Annotated in this window: 21 protein-coding genes; 16 read left to right on the plus strand and 5 right to left on the minus strand. The window is 42.2% G+C overall.

All coding sequences use genetic code 11. The features are described from left to right. Positions 1-62: 62 nt before the first annotated feature. Positions 63-587 (minus strand): hypothetical protein, encoded by a 525-nt coding sequence (locus AACW75_RS12875; protein WP_017073496.1) that lies wholly within the window; start codon positions 585-587, stop codon positions 63-65. A 109-nt stretch (positions 588-696) separates the two neighbouring features. Beyond that, positions 697-1,092, minus strand: coding sequence for a YgiW/YdeI family stress tolerance OB fold protein (locus tag AACW75_RS12880; RefSeq protein ID WP_145571777.1), 396 nt, complete (start codon positions 1,090-1,092; stop codon positions 697-699). Between the two features lie 261 nt (positions 1,093-1,353). Here AACW75_RS12880 and AACW75_RS12885 point away from each other — a divergent pair, with 261 nt between their 5' ends. The 4 genes from AACW75_RS12885 (at position 1,354) to modC (ending at position 5,475) form a co-directional block, all read left to right on the plus strand. After that, on the plus strand, positions 1,354-2,820 hold the full coding sequence (locus AACW75_RS12885) for a cobyric acid synthase (protein ID WP_145571779.1): 1,467 nt from the start codon (positions 1,354-1,356) through the stop codon (positions 2,818-2,820). Between the two features lie 94 nt (positions 2,821-2,914). Next, complete coding sequence (modA, locus tag AACW75_RS12890) at positions 2,915-3,673, plus strand: molybdate ABC transporter substrate-binding protein (protein ID WP_004731042.1); 759 nt, start codon at positions 2,915-2,917, stop codon at positions 3,671-3,673. Then, positions 3,674-4,372 (plus strand): molybdate ABC transporter permease subunit, encoded by a 699-nt coding sequence (gene modB / locus AACW75_RS12895; protein WP_135458682.1) that lies wholly within the window; start codon positions 3,674-3,676, stop codon positions 4,370-4,372. It begins immediately after the preceding gene. Then, positions 4,369-5,475, plus strand: a complete 1,107-nt coding sequence (gene modC / locus AACW75_RS12900) for a molybdenum ABC transporter ATP-binding protein ModC (protein ID WP_145571781.1) — start codon at positions 4,369-4,371, stop codon at positions 5,473-5,475. The genes modB and modC overlap by 4 nt, the downstream gene beginning before the upstream one ends. A 345-nt stretch (positions 5,476-5,820) precedes the next feature. On the opposite strand, the gene AACW75_RS12905 is transcribed toward modC, so the two are convergent. After that, positions 5,821-6,258: a DUF3069 domain-containing protein gene (locus AACW75_RS12905; protein WP_004731036.1), complete on the minus strand. Its 438-nt coding sequence runs from the start codon at positions 6,256-6,258 to the stop codon at positions 5,821-5,823. A gap of 152 nt (positions 6,259-6,410) precedes the next feature. On the opposite strand from AACW75_RS12905, the gene AACW75_RS12910 reads away from it, so the two are divergent. Both AACW75_RS12910 and AACW75_RS12915 read left to right on the plus strand, forming a co-directional pair. Continuing rightward, complete coding sequence (locus AACW75_RS12910; RefSeq protein ID WP_029224847.1) at positions 6,411-7,361, plus strand: GGDEF domain-containing response regulator; 951 nt, start codon at positions 6,411-6,413, stop codon at positions 7,359-7,361. Positions 7,362-7,438: 77 nt separating this feature from the next. Continuing rightward, on the plus strand, positions 7,439-8,449 hold the full coding sequence (locus AACW75_RS12915) for a Solitary outer membrane autotransporter beta-barrel domain (RefSeq protein WP_145571783.1): 1,011 nt from the start codon (positions 7,439-7,441) through the stop codon (positions 8,447-8,449). Positions 8,450-8,632: 183 nt separating this feature from the next. On the opposite strand, the gene AACW75_RS12920 is transcribed toward AACW75_RS12915, so the two are convergent. Next, positions 8,633-9,874, minus strand: a complete 1,242-nt coding sequence (locus tag AACW75_RS12920) for a GGDEF domain-containing protein (protein ID WP_135458689.1) — start codon at positions 9,872-9,874, stop codon at positions 8,633-8,635. Positions 9,875-10,192: 318 nt separating this feature from the next. On the opposite strand from AACW75_RS12920, the gene AACW75_RS12925 reads away from it, so the two are divergent. From AACW75_RS12925 to AACW75_RS12965, 9 genes are all read left to right on the plus strand, one after another. Continuing rightward, complete coding sequence (locus AACW75_RS12925) at positions 10,193-10,555, plus strand: late competence development ComFB family protein (RefSeq protein ID WP_135458691.1); 363 nt, start codon at positions 10,193-10,195, stop codon at positions 10,553-10,555. A gap of 45 nt (positions 10,556-10,600) precedes the next feature. Continuing rightward, positions 10,601-10,882, plus strand: a complete 282-nt coding sequence (locus AACW75_RS12930) for an HlyU family transcriptional regulator (protein ID WP_145571785.1) — start codon at positions 10,601-10,603, stop codon at positions 10,880-10,882. Between the two features lie 299 nt (positions 10,883-11,181). Continuing rightward, positions 11,182-12,732: a Re/Si-specific NAD(P)(+) transhydrogenase subunit alpha gene (gene pntA, locus AACW75_RS12935; protein ID WP_145571787.1), complete on the plus strand. Its 1,551-nt coding sequence runs from the start codon at positions 11,182-11,184 to the stop codon at positions 12,730-12,732. Positions 12,733-12,742: 10 nt separating this feature from the next. Further along, positions 12,743-14,122, plus strand: coding sequence for a Re/Si-specific NAD(P)(+) transhydrogenase subunit beta (pntB, locus tag AACW75_RS12940; protein WP_135458695.1), 1,380 nt, complete (start codon positions 12,743-12,745; stop codon positions 14,120-14,122). A 274-nt stretch (positions 14,123-14,396) separates the two neighbouring features. Next, complete coding sequence (vxrA, locus tag AACW75_RS12945; protein ID WP_017073509.1) at positions 14,397-15,869, plus strand: sensor histidine kinase VxrA; 1,473 nt, start codon at positions 14,397-14,399, stop codon at positions 15,867-15,869. Continuing rightward, positions 15,844-16,503 carry a response regulator transcription factor VxrB gene (vxrB, locus tag AACW75_RS12950; protein WP_017073510.1) on the plus strand — a complete coding sequence of 220 codons (660 nt, stop codon included), beginning with the start codon at positions 15,844-15,846 and terminating at the stop codon, positions 16,501-16,503. Before vxrA ends, vxrB begins: the two co-directional genes overlap by 26 nt. Then, on the plus strand, positions 16,503-17,390 hold the full coding sequence (locus AACW75_RS12955) for a DUF2861 family protein (RefSeq protein ID WP_017073511.1): 888 nt from the start codon (positions 16,503-16,505) through the stop codon (positions 17,388-17,390). The genes vxrB and AACW75_RS12955 overlap by 1 nt, the downstream gene beginning before the upstream one ends. A 50-nt stretch (positions 17,391-17,440) precedes the next feature. Beyond that, entirely contained in the window at positions 17,441-18,589 is a 1,149-nt protein-coding gene (locus tag AACW75_RS12960; protein ID WP_145571789.1) for a conjugal transfer protein TraF, read from the plus strand. Between the two features lie 41 nt (positions 18,590-18,630). Further along, complete coding sequence (locus AACW75_RS12965) at positions 18,631-18,783, plus strand: YoaH family protein (protein ID WP_017073513.1); 153 nt, start codon at positions 18,631-18,633, stop codon at positions 18,781-18,783. 830 nt (positions 18,784-19,613) lie between these two features. Here AACW75_RS12965 and AACW75_RS12970 read toward each other — a convergent pair. Next, positions 19,614-20,921, minus strand: coding sequence for a GGDEF domain-containing protein (locus AACW75_RS12970; RefSeq protein ID WP_145571791.1), 1,308 nt, complete (start codon positions 20,919-20,921; stop codon positions 19,614-19,616). Positions 20,922-21,867: 946 nt separating this feature from the next. On the opposite strand from AACW75_RS12970, the gene AACW75_RS12975 reads away from it, so the two are divergent. Beyond that, entirely contained in the window at positions 21,868-22,068 is a 201-nt protein-coding gene (locus AACW75_RS12975) for a hypothetical protein (RefSeq protein ID WP_145571792.1), read from the plus strand. The last annotated feature ends 542 nt before the right edge of the window (positions 22,069-22,610 follow it).

Consider the following 22,610-nt stretch of genomic DNA (forward strand, 5'->3'; position numbering starts at 1 on the left):
ACTTAATTTAAGAAACCGAACCTAGCTAAGAAAGCGAATCCAGTATTGAAATCAAAGTCAGCTTAGAAGCCGAATCGAGCTGACATCAAGATTTGGTGTCCGTAAGTACCGTTATTACGCATATCTAGACCTACAGAAAGTTGGTCTGTTGAGTGAAAACGTGCGCCTACACCAACAATCGAACGTGTGTCATCGTTATCGATCAACTGACCAAGGCGTGCATTGAGTTCAACATTCGCCAAAATCCATGCTCTCAAACCGATGTTTACTTCAGTTTTGATGTGGTTGTCGTCATTACGTTCGATGTTATGCAGTAACATTTGACCCGTAACGTCAGCAAATTGACTAATTGGGCCGTGGAATCCCATACCTACCGCTGCGTCCCAATCACTTTCAAATTCTGAATCGATACGAGCAACAAAATGAGAGTTCTGGGTAAACATGGTTGTGACTTCACCACCAAACGTACTAGGGCTCGTCCCCATGCGCAGCTCGAATGTGTTGTAGTTAAAGTTGTTTGCAGACGCAGAGAATGAACACAGTGCAGCTAGTCCTAAAAGGACAGTCTTGTTTGTGCGACCTAGCATGGTGACTCCATATAAATTGTATTTTCGGCAGTATATACAAAAAAGCCTGCAATATGCAGGCCAATTTATTGAAGCTTATTATTTACAGCAAGTTATTTAAGCTTTCTGCTTATAACACTTGGATGTGATCAACTTCGATTTCAGGTGTTTTACCACCTTCATACTCACCAAAGATACGAATTTTTGTATCAGCAGTCAGTGGTGCAGCTAAGCGAATGTCATCATCCAGTTCAATTTGAATTTCGCTTTGTCCATCAGAGAAGATAAACGTATCGCTTTTTAGTTGGCGAACAATTTTTCCATCAACAACGGTGTCTTGTTCTGAAAACATGCTTGTGTTTTCAAGTAGAGAAGCAACAGAAACTGTCTCGATTGGTCCAGTGTAGGCAATAGCGCTCTCGTGCTTGTTGTTGCTATTGCCGTTGTCGCTGTGGTGGTCACCAGCCATTGCGAAAGTAGGAGCAAGAATAATAGTGGTTGCGATAGCTAATACAGTTGTTTTCATGATGAATCCTTAAGTGTTGTTTTTTAGTTGAAACGTCATTCTTTAGTTGAAACGTTTTCTTAAGTTAAAGAATTTTTTGCGGAGACGTTCCGTTTCGATGGAGCTATTAAACAACACCTGGGTTGAATCCAGAGTGAGTAACACATTCATTTTCCATTCATTTTATTGAGCATCTACTCGGCAATGGCGTTAAGATGGAGTAATAGAAATATTGCCCACAGCTATAAATTGCAAATTAAGAAATTAAGGATTTAAGTACGAATGCGAGCACCATTAAGCACCCTTATGGTTCAAGGGACAACGTCAGATGCCGGGAAAAGTGTTTTGGTGGCAGGTTTATGCCGTGTATTGGCAAGAAAAGGAATCAAAGTGGCACCCTTCAAGCCACAGAACATGGCTTTAAACAGTGCTGTGACGAAAGATGGTGGCGAAATTGGTCGTGCTCAAGCGGTTCAGGCGCAAGCTTGTAATATTGAACCTACCGTTCACATGAACCCTGTATTGTTAAAACCGAATTCAGATACGGGTGCACAAGTTATTCTTCAAGGCCGCGCGATCAGTAACATGGAAGCGACGGGTTACCATGATTATAAGAAAGTCGCGATGAATACGGTTATTGACTCGTTTGACCGACTTTCTGAAGAATACGAAAGCGTGATGATTGAAGGTGCGGGCAGCCCAGCTGAAATTAACCTTCGCGAAAATGATATTGCGAACATGGGATTTGCTGAAAAGGCGGATATCCCGGTGATCATTGTTGCCGATATTGACCGTGGTGGCGTTTTTGCGCACCTCTACGGCACATTAGAGTTATTATCTGAGTCTGAACAAGCTCGCGTAAAAGGCTTTGTGATAAACCGCTTTAGAGGCGATATCGCGCTACTTCAATCTGGACTTGATTGGCTAGAAGAGAAAACCGGCAAGCCAGTGATAGGTGTATTGCCATATCTTCATGGTTTTAACCTAGAAGCGGAAGATGCCATCACTTCAACTCAAGAGTCTGAAGGAGAAGCTAAACTTAAAGTCGTGGTGCCTGTTCTAACTCGAATCAGTAACCACACAGACTTTGATGCACTAAGACTCAATCCTTCCATTGATTTACGTTACGTAGGCAAAGGTGAGCGTGTAAGCAACGCTGATTTGATTATCTTGCCGGGTACAAAATCAGTAAGAGCAGACTTGGATTACCTAAAAGAGCAAGATTGGGACAAAGACATTCAACGTCATCTACGCCTGGGCGGCAAAGTGATGGGTATCTGTGGCGGTTACCAGATGCTAGGAAAGATCATTCACGATCCTGATGGTGTTGAAGGTGAGCCAGGAAGCAGCGAAGGGTTAGGATATCTCGATACTGAAACGACGCTAACACAACAGAAAACCTTAACAAACGTGCGCGGCACCATGACACTTGATGGTAAAACAGCACAAGTAAAAGGGTATGAAATCCACGTAGGCAGGACTGATGTCAAAGAAACAGTATTACCAGTTCAGTTAGAATCAGGCAGCCTTGATGGCGCTGTGAATCAAGATAACTCAATTTTTGGTACTTACCTGCATGGCGTATTCGATAGCAGTGATGCGTTGTCGCTTATCTGCGAATGGGCAGGAGCCAATGATGTGACAGCGATTGACCACGAACAGCTTAAAGAACTGGGTATTAATCGAATCGCTGATGCCATAGAAGAGCATTTAAATCTTGATTTGCTTTGGCCCGAATTAACAATTTAGGTCTGAATGTAAAAGCTTTAGCCTGCGTTAAACCGTTAAGTCTGAACTGAAAGCGAGCTCAAGAACTGAAACGAACAATAGATAAGTGGTCACAATGAAAAAGCGAGTCATCCTTTTAACCATCGCCTTAACTTCGGCATTGAGTTCTAGTCATCTTTTGGCTGCGGAAAAGCTACGAGTTTACGCTGCATCGTCGATGACGAATGCGGTAAACTTGTTGGTCGAAGAGTTTGAGAAAGATCATTCTGTCGATGTTATTCCAGTCTATGCCAGTACGTCATCTTTGGTACGCCAAATCGAAAGAGGCGCGCCAGCAGACATTTTTATCTCAGCAAACGAAAAATGGATGACGCATTTAGTCGATCGTCAATTGGTTTCTAGTGACAATGTCACAAATCTGTGTGAAAACGAGCTTGTACTGATTTCCCCGAAAGAGACGCCAATATCTTTGGATCTCTCAAACGGTGATCAATGGGCTAAACTACTCACGAATGAAAGACTTGCGGTTGGCAACACTATGTCGGTTCCTGCGGGTATCTATGCGAAAGAAGCGCTAGAAACGTTAGGTGTATGGGACGATGTGAAGACTCGATTGGCACCAAGTAACAATGTTCGTATGGCATTGGCTTTGGTAGAGCGTAGTGAAGCTAAGCTTGGCATTGTCTACAAAACCGATGCGTTGCTTTCTAAAGAAGTGAACCTCGTGTCGACGTTCCCATCAAATTTACATACGCCAATACGTTACCCGGTAGCGAAATTGAGCGATAAAGTCGTCGCAGAAGAGTTTTATACTTTCCTAAACAGCGAAAAAGCGAAGGACACCTTGAACAGTTTTGGATTTGAAGTGCGTTAAATGATGTATTTATCGGAATACGAATACCAAGCCTTAATGCTGAGCTTGAAAGTCGCTGGTTTTGCCATCTTGTGGCTTATTCCTATCGGCATCGGCTTAGCATGGTTGCTTGCTAAAAAACAATTTGTGGGCAAAAGCATTGTAGAAAGTGTTGTCCATCTGCCTTTGGTGCTTCCACCTGTGGTCATCGGTTATTTGTTGCTGGTGATGATGGGTAGGCAAGGCATTATAGGAGCTTGGCTCAATGACGTATTTGGTATTGTATTTAGCTTTAGCTGGAAGGGCGCATCACTTGCTTGTGTAGTCGTGGCGTTGCCGTTAATGGTCCGTTCTATCAGACTGAGCTTAGAAACTGTAGACAGTAAACTCGAAGAGGCCGCAGCCACATTGGGCGCTTCCCCGATTCGAGTATTCTTCACTATCACATTGCCTTTGATGATCCCTGGGATCATCACTGGCACCATGCTTTCTTTTGCGAGAAGCCTGGGTGAATTTGGCGCTACGATAAGCTTTGTTTCCAATATCCCCGGTGAAACTCAAACCATTCCATTGGCCATGTACACGTTTATCGAAACTCCCGGCGCCGAAATGGAAGCAGCGCGTTTATGCGTCATTTCTATTGTGATTGCGCTTAGTTCGCTGATGTTATCTGAGTGGTTAAATAGAAAATCATCACAGCGACTGGGAGGAAATGCATGAGCGCTCTGATCCTTCAATATCAACAACAGCTTGGTGACACTTTTTTTGATATCGATTTAACGCTACCTAGTCATGGTATCACTGCGATTTTTGGGCGTTCCGGTGCGGGGAAAACCTCACTCATTAACGCGATTAGTGGTCTTAAACAACCAGATAAAGGCTTGATCAGTGTGTCTGGTACGACTTTGTTTGATAGCGCTAACGGCATTAATTTGCCGACTCACAGACGCAATGTCGGTTATGTGTTTCAAGAGTCACGTTTATTCCCGCATATGAAGGTGTCGTCGAACCTTAAATATGGCATGAAAGGCATTGATAACACGCACTACGATCAAATCGTTTCGTTGCTATCTTTGAGTTCATTGCTCGATCGTTATCCAGCGCGTTTGTCTGGTGGTGAAAAGCAACGTGTGGCGATTGGCCGAGCATTGTTATCTAAGCCAAGCATTTTATTGATGGATGAACCGTTGGCCTCTCTCGATTTACCGCTAAAGCGTGAAGTGATGCCGTTTCTAGAAAACTTATCCGAAACCGTTCAAATTCCGATCATTTATGTCACCCATAGTCTTAATGAGATCTTACGCTTGGCGAATCACCTAGTGATTATTGATCAAGGTAAAGTTATTTCATCAGGAGTAACCGAAGATGTATGGGCCTCAAGAGCCATGCAGCCATGGCAATCTTTCTCAGAGCAAAGCTCGTTATTTGAAGCAACGCTTGCAGAGCACAATGATGATTATGCGTTGTCTCGGTTAATGCTAGGAAAATCGACGTCTTTATGGGTTCAGAAGGTATCGAGTGAGATTGGGGCGGCGGTAAGGCTGCAAGTTAGGGCAAATGACGTCTCTATTGCGCTAGAACAGCCGCAAAGGACTTCGATACGTAATATTCTGCCAGTAACCATTCGAAGCGTAGAGACGCATCAGCAGGGCTCTAACAAACAGAGTGTGGCTGTTGAGCTGGAGTTGGAATCTGGATGTTATCTATGGGCAACCATCACATTGTGGGCGCTAGATGAATTAAACCTAGAAATTGGTCAACGAGTTTACGCGCAAATTAAGGGCGTGAGTGTCGCTCAAAGAGATATTGCGGTTACACATTAAAGTGTTGCGGTGCGTTAAACCCTCTGAGGGTTTCAACGTTTCTCTGCATTATAGGAAGTCTTAGTGTCGCTCTTGGTATTTTGGATTAAGGGAATCTCAAAATTCGATCTTGATTCCATGAATGGGTACATGCGTCATCTTTATACGGTATAACTGTCAGTTATGCGCCACACTGTATGTGTGCATAAGCATAATGCTGTGTAACAGCAAGAGCGGTAGCAGACGTTAAGAACAACGACAGGAAAAAGCAGCGGACATAAAAAAGCCGCGTGTTTAAAGCAACATGCGGCTTAATCATTAAGTTTTCGTTAAGTATTCAACCTAAATTTAGGTGAGATGAACGGCTTATCTGATGAAAACTTCTTTGAAATCACGCTTCAAGATAGCATCACGGCGCGCTTTCTTGATTTGCTTAGCCATGTCTTTTACACAGTTATGTAAAATTTGGTCAAGCAGTTGAGCTCGGTACTCTTCTTTTTCTTCATCAGACATGCCTTCTGGAAGTTTAAGAGTAGGGAACTCCTCCATCATGTTTACGCCAGCGAAAGCTTGGCTAACAGAGATTAGAGCGTGGAATTGCTCAAAGTTGTCTAAAACATTTTGTGCGCTTGCTGGAAGGCTGCTCCAAGTTTCACGCACTGCTTCTTCAGACACCTCATGAATAGAAGTAACCATGTTGTGCATCTCTTTAGGCACTTCATCAAATTCGATAACTTGGCGAAGCTCTGGTGAGATAGTGGTTAAATCGATTTCTTGTACTTCGTTGTTTGTAGCGTCTGACATAGTATTTCTCTTTAAAAAGAAACAATGCTAAAAAGATCTGTAAAAAAGTCAATATAATATAGAGATTAGGGCATGATTTAAGCTCAAATTTGAGCTACTTTGAATATTCAACACTAGATAAAGGTGATGTGATGATAGAAAAGGGATCTTCGATGCGCATATTGCTGGTTGATGATGTTCAACTTGACCGGATGCAACTTGCTATTCGACTTAAGCAATTAGGTCATATTGTTGAAGCTGTTGGCAGCGGAAAGGAAGCCCTGAATGTTTATTCTGATTTTGATCCTGAACTCGTACTACTCGATATCAGCATGCCAGACATGGATGGTTTTGAAGTCGCTAATGAGGTTCGCAGTCGATTCCCTGAATGGGTTCCTATCATCTTTTTGAGTGGTCACGAAGAGCCTGCAATGATTGCTAAGGCGATTGATGCGGGCGGTGACGATTACCTGATCAAGCCAGTTAACAAAGTTGTTTTGAATTCCAAGTTGATCGCAATGCAGCGTATCGCGCACATGCGACGAGAATTAAAGCAGAGTACTGCCAAACTCGAAGAACTCAACATACTCCTACAGCAACAAGCCAACGAAGACGGTCTCACCAAACTGTATAATCGTCGATATATGGACACTAAGCTTGAAGAAAGTATTGCATGGCATGGAAGGCGTAATATACCCATGACAGTCATTTTATTAGATGTAGACTTCTTTAAGCCTTACAACGATAATTACGGGCATATTCAAGGGGATACCTGCTTGCAAGGCCTTGCCACGACCTTAAAGCAACTCTTCGTTCGTGCGGGTGAGTATGTGGGGCGTTATGGCGGTGAAGAGTTTGTTTTGATTCTGAGTGATACCGACAGTGAAACGGCTAAGTTACAAGCTATCCGAGTCAAAGAGGCACTGCATGAAATGAACTATGCACACGATCATTCAACAGTATCCGATAGGGTGACAGTGTCACAAGGTGTGTTGTCATTTGTACCCGGAGGTGATGAATCTACGGCCTCTATTTACGACAAGGTTGACCAGGCGCTTTATCAAGCAAAGCAAAGTGGTAGAAATACCTTTATACAGCGAACTATTTTGGAGCTTGCACGTTAGTTGGTGAGCTCTTTTAGATAATTGAATTTATACTTCTAATAGCATTGAGCTAGGAAGCCGATTTAGTGATAAAAGAAATGCCACATTCAAAGTTATGCTCTAGGGTTAATATAAATAGGGCAGCCATACTTCCACTGCTTTGTTTTATCTTTCCTACAATAGGTAATGCAAACTCGTTGACAGATTCATTCAGAAAGGATCTGGAACGAACATTCGCGACGAGCGTACTGCTTAACGACACCGACGTGTTTACCTTTGGTATTAATAATTTTGATCCAAACAAAGTCTTTAGTTTAGATAACGAAGATATTGGCTCAAAAGACTCTGTAAGTCGCAGAAAAGATATCACTTCAATCAGCCTTCCGTATACGTTTGAACTACCTGAATATATTGAAGATAATCATCAAGAGATAACATTGCGTTTGTCAGCACTGCGTATTGAGAAGGACATTTCGTACGCGTCTACGGTGAAAAGCGATTTTCAAAAAGAATCAGTCATTTCTGGCTATGTAGAATTTGCGAATGTATCGCAATTAGATGAGCACTGGAGTTTCAGTTCTGCTATTGGTAACCACATCTCTTATTACCGTAATGACTTCGAATATCGTTCACCATTGCTTGAGCCTATTAAAGATCAATTGGATAACGTTTATCTTAATACCGATGCATGGGCTTACATCATTGAACCTAAGATTAAATTGACCTTTGAAGACAAGAATGACTGGGGAAAATACAAGTTAAGTACTAGTTGGCATTACTTCAATGGTATAGGTTGGGGAGAGGCTAATAATGGCAACGTTGGATATCCCGAAGGTTGGTATATCGCCAATGAAGCCAAGATTTTCTATGACTTAATACGCTGGGATAAGAACATTACTTCTATGTACTCCAGTATAAGGAGAATTGATATCGGTGGTGATACCGTTGCTTCTATGGGTACAACGTCATATTACGAAGGCAGTGTAGGTTGGCTACTCAACCCAAATCTATTTAACGACTGGGTTGATAATGTTGGAATTGGGTTTACGATCAATTACGGAAGTAGTCTGAAAGGAGGGAGCTTAGTTATCTTCTTCAACCAAGATTAATCTCCTTGTCTATTACACATAGAACTTATAACCAGTGGTTCTTCTCGTCATTAAAGCATACAGTTATTAATGTTCTGTTTACTGGTTATTAGTAACTAGTTATGGATACTTAAAGCTATTGAGTCTTTTAGTCATTGATAGTTGATAGTTGATAGTTGATAGCTACAGCAGCTATTGACGCTTCTAGCGACTAACACACAGCTTGTTTCGGCCTGTTTCCTTGGCTTTGTAAAGTGCATTATCAGCAAGCTTCAAAACCTCTTCAGGTTGTTTAGTAGTCGTACTATCAGACAGTCCAATACTTACCGTCACATTCACCACTTTAGTAGGATTGCTACTCTGGCCACGCTTTTTCATACCGGCTTCATGGTCATCAGGACGATCGAGAGTATTGCGAATAATCATGTCGTAATTCTGAATCTCAGAGATTAACGTCTGTAGGTGTTCTTTTGCTTGTTCAGTGCGCTTACCTTTGAAGATGATAGTGAATTCCTCACCACCGTAGCGATAGGCGCGAGCACCTCCGCCAGTTTCTGTGATAAGGCGTGCGACTAACTTGAGAACATCATCGCCAATATCATGGCCGTAGGTATCATTAAATTTCTTGAAGTGATCAATATCGACCATCGCCATCGAGTATTTTCGCCCTAAGTGCTTCATATCAACTTCTAAAGCGTGTCGGCCTGGAATATTAGTCAGTTGGTCATTAAAGGCCATATCGTGGCTTGCTGACATCACATAGATGATTATTAACGTCCCAGACAAAGAAAACATAGTGCTTGAGATGTATTGCACATCAAAAAAGATGAAAGTACATGAGCCAAGCAAGATCGCGCTATAAACCACAACATCGATAGAGCGGTTATAGACCAGAACTAAAATTGCCGTTAAGCCTAATAAGCAGAGGCTATACAAAACAAGAACAAATGGCAGCTTAGAAAAATCTCTTACCGTAAACAACACACCTTCGCTCCATGATTCGAAACCTCCGGCATGGAAGTGAGAAACGATAAGCTGTGCCCAAACCATAAACAGCACCACTACTAACGCATACAAGAACATCGACTTTGAGTTAACGCCATTGTCGGGAAATGCGTATACCAACAAACAGGTAACAGGAAGCAAGGTAGCAAGCAGAGAAAGTTCTAATAAAGTGGTGCCAGTATTGAGTGGCGTTTGCAAACGAATTTGGATGATTAGGTACGCGACAAGCATGGTAAAAGATACCATTGCCATACGACCCTGTCTGAATGTGTGACATAACAGAACGGCAACACTCAACAAAATATATGGGAGGTTGCTAGCAAACCCTAAGTTTGAACTCGTCACAAGAATGACGTTGTTCATACCTACGAGTAACATTGCTAATAGAAGTAAGGGAAAGCAAAATCGAAACAAGCTCGACGTTACAAAAGAAAATGCCATTTATGTGGTGAGCCTAAGTGTACTGATGATCTTATAATTTAATTTTATACGTAGGATACGGTTAAACAAGCGATTGCCAAGCTTTTTGCGTAAATTAGAGCAAAAACATGGTCATAGGTCGCTATTGGTGCAACCACATTTATATGTATTTGAGTTGCTATTAACCATAGAACGAACTACACAGTATATATGAGAAATTAATTAGTCGTTATAGATACTTAACAAAACGTAAGTCGTTAACATCAATAAGCGGTTGGTCATGGTAAGTTGTTAAGAGTAAAGAGCAACATTACCGAACACTACAAACGGAGGTGTAGTATGCAAATTAGTGTGGATGTACATAACTATATGGAAACACTCGTTGGTCATGTTTTGATTACCGAGGAATATGTGTCTAGTTATACCAACGAACAGTTAGCTGATCTTGCTTGTTTGGCGTTAGGTCAGTTAAAACCTATTTATATTCGTTTTGATATCGACTTTCTTGCTGCGCTACCAGAAGACAAATTGGTGCTCTATAAACGAAATAGTGAGATCGCGGTTAAAAATGCAGAGAGCATGATCATTGACGATCGAAGACGTGATCGTAAGGACAATATGCCGGTTATCTTTAGTCAACACAATTTTGATGATGACGTAGAATTGCAATGGTATGAAAAGCCATTGTTGAACGGCAAATAGTCGTGATAGTTTAAGGTCAGTACGATTATTTAAGGAGTAAAAAACGTGGGATTCTTTTCTAGATTATTTGGTGGCAAAGACAAAACCGAACAAAAAGTAGACATTGAGCCTGTGGAATATAAAGGATTCAATATTTACCAAGACGCCATTGCAGAATCTGGTCAGTACCGTGTTGCTGGGCGAATTGAGAAAGAGATCGACGGTGAAATCAAAACGCATCGTTTTATTCGTTCTGATGTTGTTTCAAACAAAGAAGACGCCAATGGATTGATGCTCAAAAAATCGCAGATGTTCATTGACCAAATGGGCGACAATATATTTAGCTAACCAATTAGGGTTAGAATTGATGTTGGTCATCATTTAGAGAGCTTTCAGTGTATATGCTGAAAGCTCTTTTTAGTTTTAGGGATAAAGAACAGCTAGTAGGTTGTTATTAAAAGGATTATTGGTGAGTGGTTTGACCTCTTTGTTCGAGAAGGCCATCATTTGTTGAAATGAAGTGCTTAAAACTCAACTAAATCGTTATAAGTAATAACTTTTCCTGTTCTTTGAACAAAACGCTTGAAGTATTAGTTGTCGTTAGATACAAACGAATAAGTCATTGTGCCAATAGTCAAGGAATCGCTATGCAAATTGGTGTACCAAGAGAAACACTCGCAGGTGAAACGCGAGTCGCTGCTTCACCGAAATCGGTAGAACAGCTTCTAAAATTAGGGTTTGAAGTTTGTGTTGAATCACAAGCAGGTGCGTTAGCAAGTTTTGACGATACAGCTTATGAACAAGCTGGAGCAAAAGTTGTTACCGCAGATGAAGCTTGGAAATCCGATATTATCTTTAAAGTTAACGCTCCAATCGTTGACGATACGAAAAATGAAATCGAATTACTAAAAGATGGCGCTACATTGGTCAGCTTTATTTGGCCTGCTCAAAACCCGGAATTAATGGAACAACTGTCCACTCGTAACATCAATGTGATGGCGATGGATTCTGTACCTCGTATTTCGAGAGCTCAAGCGTTAGATGCGTTAAGTTCTATGGCAAACATCGCGGGTTACCGTGCTGTTGTCGAAGCGGCGCATGAGTTTGGTCGATTCTTCACAGGTCAAATTACGGCAGCAGGTAAAGTTCCACCAGCTAAAGTATTGGTTGCCGGTGCGGGTGTTGCTGGCCTAGCGGCGATTGGTGCTGCGGGTAGTTTAGGTGCGATTGTTCGTTCATTCGACGTTCGTCCTGAAGTGAAAGAACAAGTAGAGTCTATGGGCGCTGAATTCTTGGAAGTGGATTTCAAGGAAGATACAAGCGCTGGTGATGGCTACGCAAAAGAGATGTCTGAAGCATTCAACAAGAAAGCTGAAGAACTTTACGCGGCTCAAGCGAAAGATGTCGATATCATCATTACTACGGCTCTTATCCCAGGGCGTCCTGCACCTAAACTGATTACCAAAGATATGGTAGACAGCATGAGCGCAGGTAGCGTGATTGTGGATCTTGCGGCTGCCAATGGCGGTAACTGTGAATACACGGTTGCAGACCAAGTAATCACAACCGCGAATGGTGTGAAAGTTGTCGGTTACACCGATATGGTAGGTCGATTGCCGACCCAGTCATCTCAGCTGTACGCAACTAACTTGGTTAATCTACTGAAATTGCTTTGCAAAGAGAAAGACGGCAACATCAATATCGACTTTGAAGATGTTGTACTGCGTGGTGTAACAGTAGTTAAAGAAGGCGAGATAACTTGGCCAGCTCCACCAATTCAAGTGTCAGCTCAACCACAACAACAAGCTAAGCCGAAAGCGGTGAGACCTGAACCAAAAGTTCAAGAACCTGTCTCTCCAATTAAGAAAGCGGCTGGCATGGCAGTTGCCGTTGGTGCTTTTGCTTGGATAGCTTCGGTTGCTCCTGCTGCGTTCTTATCTCACTTTACCGTTTTTGTTCTCGCTTGTGTGGTGGGTTATTACGTAGTTTGGAATGTAAGTCATTCTCTGCATACTCCTTTGATGTCGGTGACGAACGCGATTTCAGGGATTATTGTGGTAGGTGCACTGTTACAAATAGGACAAGGAAGTGGCGTTGTCACGTTCTTATCATTTATTGCCGTATTAATTGCAAGTATCAATATCTTTGGTGGCTTTACCGTGACCAAACGTATGCTTGAAATGTTCCGTAAAGACTAAGGAGTAACAGATGTCTGAAGGATTAGTACAAGCAGCTTATATTGTTGCTGCTGTATTCTTTATCATGAGCTTAGCTGGATTATCGAAACAGGAATCTGCACGTGCAGGTAACTATTACGGTATTACAGGTATGGCAATCGCATTGATCGCGACGATCTTTGGCCCTCACTCAGCAGGTATTGTTTGGATCATCATTGCAATGGTGATCGGTGGCGGTATTGGCATTCACTTTGCTAAAAAAGTAGAAATGACGGAAATGCCTGAGCTGGTGGCAATTCTGCATAGCTTCGTAGGTATGGCTGCGGTACTTGTTGGTTACAACAGTTACATTGATGCCCCAGTAGCTGCAACGCATGCAGAGCATGTTATCCACTTGGTTGAAGTGTTCCTTGGTGTGTTCATTGGTGCGGTTACATTCACCGGTTCCATTGTGGCATTTGCTAAGCTACGCGGTGTTATTTCATCGTCTGCATTGAACATCCCCCATAAGCACAAGTGGAACCTAGCGGCTATCGTTGCTTCTACATTGCTAATGATTATGTTCGTTAAAGCTGATGGCAGCATGTTTGCTCTTATGCTGATGACACTTATCGCATTCGCATTCGGTTACCACCTAGTGGCATCGATTGGCGGTGCAGATATGCCAGTGGTTGTTTCAATGCTGAACTCTTACTCAGGTTGGGCAGCAGCAGCAGCAGGCTTCATGCTTGCAAACGACCTGTTGATCGTAACGGGTGCGTTGGTTGGCTCGTCAGGTGCAATTCTGTCGTACATCATGTGTAAAGCGATGAATCGGTCGTTCATTAGCGTTATCGCTGGTGGGTTTGGCCAAGAAGTCGTTGTTTCTGACAGTGATGAAGAACAGGGTGAGCACCGCGAAACATCGGCTGAAGATGTGGCGGACATGCTTAAGAACTCTAAGTCAGTGATCATCACTCCAGGGTACGGCATGGCAGTAGCTCAAGCTCAATACCCAGTGCATGAAATCACTGAAAAACTAAGAGCGCAAGGTATCAACGTTCGTTTTGGTATCCACCCAGTTGCGGGTCGATTACCGGGTCACATGAACGTACTCCTCGCTGAAGCAAAAGTACCATACGATATCGTTCTTGAAATGGACGAGCTCAATGATGACTTCAATGAGACAGATACTGTATTGGTTATTGGTGCAAATGACACCGTGAACCCCGCAGCATTAGAAGATCCAAATAGCCCAATTGCAGGAATGCCAGTGTTGGAAGTTTGGAATGCTCAAAACGTTGTCGTGTTCAAACGCTCTATGAACACGGGTTATGCAGGTGTGCAAAACCCATTGTTCTTTAAAGATAACACGCAGATGCTGTTTGGTGATGCTAAACAGAGTTGCTTGGGTATCTTAGAGCATCTATAAAGGCTAAACACCTTGCAATACTAAGGAGCTCATTTGAGCTCCTTTTTTGTTTATGAAGCACTTGTTTCTCTATTAAGTGCCATTGCTTATCTCTCTAGAGATCCAGTTTACCTATCTGGAGCCCAGAGCTACTATTTGTATGTATGGGACAAATGTATCCGTTATATTTTCCAGAATCCAACAGCGCAATCGTTGTCACTGGTAATCAACACTATTTTTCATGCGGTTAAAAATTTATCTTTGATAGGGAATGGTATATATTTGATTGATCTATATGAATTTGCGTTGGTTTGTGATCATCAAAAGAACATTTACTCTTCTTATTGCTACGTTATCGGTCTCAGTAAACGCGTTTGCTGATTCTCTGCCTGAGCGTATCGATAACTTTACCAAACTCTTTGATCATGAAACGGCGGTTGAATCTTATGATATTCGACTGCTTCAAGCTGATTATCCGACTCGTTTGATCATGCCGTCTTCGATGCTGCCACAAACAGCAGAATATCCATTAAAAGACATCCAACGCTTATACCAGTTATCAAAAACCTGTAGCGGAAAATTACCATTAAGTCCTTTAATAACAGAGCCTTTGGTTTTTACTCGAGCACTGTGTAAAGGAACCAAGCTTTCCGATCGTTGGTTTAGCCGTAGTGGTTTGATTCATCCGGGTGGTGGTTCATATGCTGCAAGGTACGTTGAGAAGTACCCAGACAAGTTCGACTCTTTAAAGCGTTTTATGCATATCCAAGAGCGCCCAAACACTGAGCATGACGAACTGCTCTCTCGTTTACAACAAATGGACAATGAAGCCATCACGGCGCTGCTAGCCGGTGCGAGTATGTTTGTTGAACTAGATGAAATGTGGGTCAAACGCGGCGATCGATACTATTTGTATAAAGAGCCAGTTTGGAACGAAAACGCGACACTTGCCGGCTTATCGTTCAGCTTATCGTCAGAAGGTAACAGTTGTTTTGTCCAACGCGGTAACGTGTGTTGGGAGATAGAAGACCATTCCGAGCTTCTTCAAATCGCCATGTTTATCTTGGTGATAGCTAACATCTTGCTTGTCTTGGGTTGGGCGGTTTACCGTTGGAATAGTAAGAAGCAAGAGATGAAAAGCCGCATGCTTGTGCTTCAAATCCTAACGCATGAACTAAGAACACCGATTGCAAGTTTGTCACTGACTGTTGAAGGCTTTAGACGTGAGTTCGAACAGCTACCGGAAACGGTATATGATGAGTTTCGTCGATTATGTGAAGACACTCGCCGTTTAAGACAACTAGCAGAAGCGAGTAAAGACTATTTGCAGTCGGATAACCAACCATTAGCGACAGAGTGGGTGCCAAGCGTAGAAGAGTGGCTGCAATACAAAGTTGAAGAAGATTTCGCACCAGGAATTGAACTGCGTGTGAATAAAGACATTGCTGCAAAAGTGAACGTATATTGGTTAGGAACGTGTATCGACAACCTAATCAGAAATGCCGTGAAATACGGTGTTGCTCCAGTGATACTAGAACTGAATACTTCTGACAAGAAGCTGACATTCAAAGTTATAGATAATGGAGACTTATCCCGCAAAGATTGGGGACAACTAAGAAAGCCATTCGTAAGTAAGAGTGGACTCGGTTTAGGTCTGACGATAGTGGAATCTATGGTCGGAAAAATGGGCGGTCACATGACGCTTATAGGCCCCCCAACAACATTTATTTTGGAGATACCTTGTGAAACAGACATTGCTTCTCGTTGAAGATGATAAAAATTTAGCTGACGGTTTATTAGTTAGCCTTGAGCAAGCTGGATATGAATGTTTGCATGCAGAGCTGATCTCTGAAGTTGAAGGCTATTGGGAGCAAGCGGATCTAGTCATTCTAGATCGTCAACTTCCTGATGGTGACTCAGTAGATTCACTTCCAAGCTGGAAGAAAAAGAAAGATATCCCGGTTATTTTGCTGACGGCTCTCGTAACAGTAAAAGATAAAGTAGCGGGCCTAGATTCAGGTGCGAACGATTATCTCACTAAGCCATTTGCAGAGGCTGAACTTTTTGCTCGAATTCGTGCTCAACTTCGCCTACCGGATTCTGAAGGGCAAGATGCATCAAAAGTTATGGCTCAAAATCTTGTCATAGATAAAGCGACACGTGAAGTGTTTTTCAATGAACTAGAAGTCACGCTAACACGTACTGAATTCGATTTATTATTGTTCTTGGCAAGCAACCTCGGCCGCGTATTCACTCGTGATGAACTGCTTGACCACGTTTGGGGTTACAACCACTTCCCAACAACACGTACTGTAGATACTCACGTTCTGCAATTAAGACAGAAGCTTCCAGGTCTAGAAATCGAAACGCTGCGCGGCGTCGGTTATAAGATGAAAGCGTAATGAAAAAAGCCTTACTTCCACTACTAATGCTGTCGAGCGTTTTCAATACGGCGCAGGCTGCAGATTGGTTTAAGAGTAGCGATGCTTTAACCCAAGTTCATAAACATCTATTGGATAACGATTTATCTCAGATGTTTGATTCATTAGTGGAAGTTTGGCAAATTAACTCTTCTCAGTCTCGAGAAGATCACCTCAATGAACTGTTCCATCAAGCATTGAACAAAGATTGCGGTAAAACCCTCACCAAAAAGACCTTACCGGATTGGATCAGCTCAGTGGTTGTCAAAAGACACATCATTCAGAGCCCAGGCCGAGATACTTTCCGCGTCGCGATTGATGTTGAGTCTAAAAACAACATTCAAGATATCACCTTTGAAAAGTGGGTCGATAAGGTCGTTTCGTCTGATAGTGAATTCTCTAAAGACGATGAGCTCGTCAACAACACTTCTGCTAGCCTTTACCATAAGCGTTACAATTTGACGTCTCAGCTTGATTCTGGTTTATATCGCTTAAATGTTAAAAGCGATGGGGGTAACTCTTGGAGTACTTGGATTATCCTTGGTGAGATCGTCATGCGTCAGCAAGTTCGTTGGGCATCAAAAGATACATGGCTAATTGATAAAAAAGAACTGCTTAATCCTTATTGTCCACTGCCTAAGTTAGAAGTTGGTTTGTACGATTATATAGACGAACACTATGAAAAGGTGTGGGGTAAGAGCTATGAATCTGATTATCCGATGAGTTTGACGGGTGAAGAATTGCCTAATGATCGTTATGTATTAGCCGTTTCAATGGTGCATTCACGTTGGCAAGGTGACATAGCGATAGAACAAGCACAAACTATCAGTAAAACTTATGATATTTCTAGCGAAGAAGAGTTAAAGTAATTTAAAATTGTGCCGTTAACTATGTAAGGGATCTAACAAAGATAAACGGCATGAAAAAAACTAATAAACTACTCGCAGCGTCAATTGCATTCGCCAGTCTTCCTCTTTCAGCAGCAAACTACGCCATTGAAGCGCGTGGCGATGCGATGGGCGGTGTTGGTGTTGTTTCAGCAAACTTCCTAACCGCTCCATTCTATAACCCAGCATTGGTAGCTATTTATCGTCGTAACGATGATATGGGCATGATCACGCCAAGTTTTGGCGGTAGTTATAATGACCCTAACGATATGAAATCGAACATCGATAGTGTCGTTGATGCGTCAAATACAGCTGAGTTAGATGCTGCTCTTAATAAACTAGACGGCAACCAAGCCAATGTTGAACTGGGTGGCGTTGTAGCCTTTGCTCTTCCTAATCAATTTATCGCGGCAAACCTTTTCGCTAAAGCCTACACAGAATCATTCGCGACACCTAACGTTTACACAACTGGTTCGGATGAAGATAAAGTTGAGCTGTCTACCGTTGAAGCAGTTTCAATCGGTGTCGCAGAAGTCGGCCTTTCTCTAGCAAAATACCAAACTTTTATGGGCCAACACATCTCATTTGGTATCACACCTAAAATCCAACGTATTTACACGTACAACTATGTTGCATCGGTTGATGATTACGACTTATCTGATGTAAGAGAGAACAGTGATGGTGAGACGGCATTCAACATGGATGCTGGAGCGCTTTGGTTCTTCGGCCCATTCCGAGTGGGTATTGCGGCAACTAATTTGATCTCTCGAGACATCGAAACCAAAGATACGACTAAAACGTTAAACAGCAGCACAAGTAGTGCGACACATCAAGTTGGCGGTAAATACACTTATCAACTTGAACCAGTTTACACTGTGGGTGCTGGTATCGTGTCTGACTACTTTACGTTCAGTGTCGATTACGATTTGAATGAGACTGAGAAGTTTACTTCGTTTGCTGATAACGAACAGATGATTCGTGTTGGTACCGAAGTCGATCTTCTACGTCAGCTTAAGTTAAGGGGAGGGTACTACAAGAACCTGGCTTACTCTGATTCGGAAGGAACAGTCACAGCCGGTATTGGTATCTCGCCACTCAACTTGTTCCAGTTAGATCTAAGTGCGAACTACACAAACGAAAATGCAATGGGTGCTTCAATCAATTTCCTTGCTAGTTACTAACAGTCCTTATATAGTTCTGCTCCTAAATAAAGGAGCAGAGCATGCTAAACGACTTACCAACCCTTTCTCACGAAGAACAACAGAAAGCTGTTGAACGAATTCAAGAAATGATGACCCAGGGCATCAGCACAGGACAAGCCATCAAAATTGTTGCTGAGCAAATTCGTGAAGAAATGAGTAATAAAGAAGAGTAGGGCATCAGCCCTTCTTTTTTAACACCTTAGTGCACTATAACTAAATATATTACCCTCTGGTATATTATCTCGTACATCAGAACTCTTTAGTTACCCTAAATACCGATCTGCCAAAAACCCTTAAATACCGTATATTCAGTCAGTTACGTCGGAGTAATCCACTTTTCAGGCTTTTCTTGGCTTTGGGTTGTAATTAAATTACAGCAAGATCTGAAAGTAAAACAATCGCCATTTTAGGTGTCAGTATTTATGTCACCACGTCTAAGTGGTTAAATATATGCCGTTTTTTAAGGCTAGTGACGTTGTGACCTCTATTTTTAGCGGATACGAGTGCATGAATGTTCAGAAGCAGACAAATGAGGATTTCATCTAAGAACAGTGCGAGATAAGTGACGACGGTAATGTTCAAAACCGTTACCGCGAGTGACTAACCACTGGTCAAAGCGCGCTTTACTAGCCAATATGTGGACTTTTAAAACAAGTGCTTAGGAAGCTTAGAGGCGTACGGAAGAGCTGTTTATAGAGCGATTCAGGAACGATACGTATCAACCTGAGAATGCTATCGATGACGTTATTACAGATGGTGTTATAGCAAACGGTGTTATTGCAGATGGCGAGAGCGCGCTTATAGGCATACGAATCGATTTAAGTTCTGATGAGACAGCAAAGCTTATGGGCTTGTTTGGTCAGCACTTAAGAATCTAACGGGTGCTTAAGTGGAGAGTAGATATCGACAGGGTATTAATGGCGTGCTGATTGAGCATTAGCAGATAGTTGATTGAGTATTGGCCGAGAGTTGAATGTGTAACTGCAGTCCAGTCTAGCGAGGCTTAATAAAACGTAACGACTTGGTTTCGTCCGTTGTCTTTCGCTTGGTAGAGCGCTTTGTCTGCACGTTTGATGGCAGTACGTATCGATTCATGCTCCTTAAGCTGTGTTACTCCGGTCGAAGTCGTTACTTTAAGCGCTTTAGGCCAAGGGCTTTGGTCCATTGCTAGGTAAAAATTATCGATAGATTCGTTACACTGTAGCGCAGTTTGTTCAAGGCAAACGAGTAGAAACTCCTCACCACCCCAGCGATAAAGCAAGTACTGCTCACCAAGGCTCTCGTTAGCCGTTGCGACAAACTGAATAAGTACTTTGTCACCCACTTCATGGCCATGTTGATCATTGATCTGCTTAAAATGGTCTAAATCAAACAACGAGATGTGAATCGTTTTTCCTTGTTGCGCCAGCCATTCGAAGTCATAGAAGGTATCTAACGCTTCGGTTCGGTTTCTACATCCGGTCAACGGATCGGTTGTGGCCTTTACCTTTAACTCTTCAATTTCTTGGGTTAAATAGCGTTGTTGCTCTGCTGCGTGCGTTTTGCTTCGCTGTGCGATGTGTAACGCACAACCCACATAACAGATGGCATAGGTCACCCATAATCCAATTAAGAGTTCACCTAACAAAGCTTTGCTGATGATTTTACCGTGGAAAACAATGCTCGAGATCTTAATTGAATGGTGGCCATCAAGCGTGCTGGCTCCGAGCCCAAGCTCAACAGACACCGCGTTTGTAATGTCTACCGCGCTACTAGTAATAGGTTGGTTGTAATGATCAATCCACCAAAACGGGACGTTGAAGTAGTTTAAGTCGATGTGGTTTTTATCTGGTAACGAGAAGTCTAAGCGATTGAACTTGTTCGACATAGCATCGCCTTTCACGCTGTAATTTTTGTCGTAATTACGAATGTAGAAGCGAAACCTTGGGTCTTCTTGGCCTTGGTAATCCATATTAATGGTGACCGAATCGAACGTAGAGAGATCGAGCCCTTTACCTTGTGTCGATATAACGAATTCAATTTCACAGAAGGGCAAGCTATAGGTTCGCTCAAAGTCACACTGTAACTCAATTCCATCTTCTAGCTTATGTAATGAGCCTACGGTGCCACCATCGTGGTCTCTGTCTGTGTTAACGCGTGTAGGGTATTTGTCTGGTGTAATTACGTAGCTCTTATTCATGAGCGTATTAAAAGAGATCAACGACACTAGCGTGATTGCTAGGCAAAAAATCGAAAGGAATATGTTGAGTTTTCGGAATGCTTTGTCGCTCATGATACTAACCCGTACATGTGATTCGAATGTAATGCGCAATGCCTTAGAGTTGGCGCAATCGAAGATTCTATTTGAGTATCGCCTTAGGTGGAATCGGTATACCTAGAACTAACGCAGAGCTCAGGTTATACAGTAAAGAGATTCATTTAACCAAATGTAAGTTTAAAATTCGAACGCAGAGCCTTGATTTTGAATGTTATTTGCTCAGTAAGTGCGGTTTTTACGGGGGTAATAATTTAACTGTATATTTATACAGTTAAATTTAAAGTGGCTCGGTTTGTTGTAATCAGAGTGGTGTGTAAGTTTTATGGTTAGCTGTGATAACGACTCACGAGGCCACTGTTACTGTTCATCAATTAAAGTGGAGGGCAGTTATGTTGCAGTGTCACTTTTAGAGCTAAATTTTATCGAAACACTTTGTGTTTATGAGAGCGCTCGTACCACTCATTTTGTCTTTAATTCTCAATTACACGCCATATGTCGAACAAAGCTTCAAGGCACTGCAGAGCATCCCAAACCCTTATTGGTTTGTCGTAGCACTGATTACAGGTTGAGTCTCAAGCCTTGAAAACGGACATCAACTGGATAAAGCGAGTGCAACAAGACCAAGATCAACGGATACGGAAATTGGAGGATTCCAATGGCTAAGAAAGGTTATAAGTTCAAAGGTAGAAAGCAAAATTGCTAGTTAATGAAAGGCTACACGCTTAGAAATGGGCGAGTGGTCAGAGGCAATACCACACTAAAGCGCTTCAAGACACGTCAATAATTTACTCCAGTCTTCACTTGTAGAAGTGAGCTTTTAATGCCCACCATAAGAGATTGAGTGATTAGCATCTAGTTTCACAGCTAATGATTTAAATCACTGTTATAGATAGGGTTGATGTATATAATTAATTGCTATGAATAGGGCTAGGCAGATGAATTCTGAATTCACCTGCCTGATCGCGAGTAAAAGCTGTGAAGATGAATGTGAGATAATTGAATGGATACAAATTACTTTTTGGTTAATGAAAAGCTGATAATTGGTCTGCTATCAGCTGCTGTAGCCTTGTTATTCGGACAGTTAGCACTTTATCTAAAATATCGTTGTAACCAAAATAAAATTAAAAAGGCTTTGCTTGAAGAGCTTCGTGACATAGATATATCGCTGGATTCTGCGATAGCAATTTGTCGCCACAACTGACAATGAACATCCACAAGATGCACTCTGGGGTAGTACCTTTACCTATTGGCGTATTTATTTTTGATAATTACTATAAAGAGGTAGTGAGTGAGCTAAGTGTTTCTCAACGTCGACAGTGGCGTGTGTGAAATCTGAAAAAAAAACGACAGCAATGCCATAAGGTTCGCACACAGCGCGGTTAATCATGAGTACAAAAAAGATCTAAGCAGACAGACGGAACAAATGTTCTCGTTAATTGGCTTTGTATAAACGAATCATGATTGGGTTAAAAGAGCGTTTAGAGAATGCTGGTGAACTCAATATGCTTGAGGTGCCAGTTGTATTAAGGGTTTAACGGGAAACGATGAAAAGAATAGCTTTAGAAAATAGTGACATTACTATCTGGGGCTTACAAGCTCATACTCTGTCAATCCCATTTTAAAATGTCCTCATTTGTCCCAAATAGAAATGTCCCCTTGTTAGGTCTTTCGACTGGAGGTTTTGAATGGTTCGGTGAGCACTGGGTTGATGGCTCGAGGGGCTGTTTGAAGGGCTCTTTGTTG

The sequence above is a fragment of the Vibrio sp. L3-7 genome, assembly GCF_963898195.1.
Classification (GTDB): Bacteria; Pseudomonadota; Gammaproteobacteria; order Enterobacterales; family Vibrionaceae; genus Vibrio; species Vibrio echinoideorum.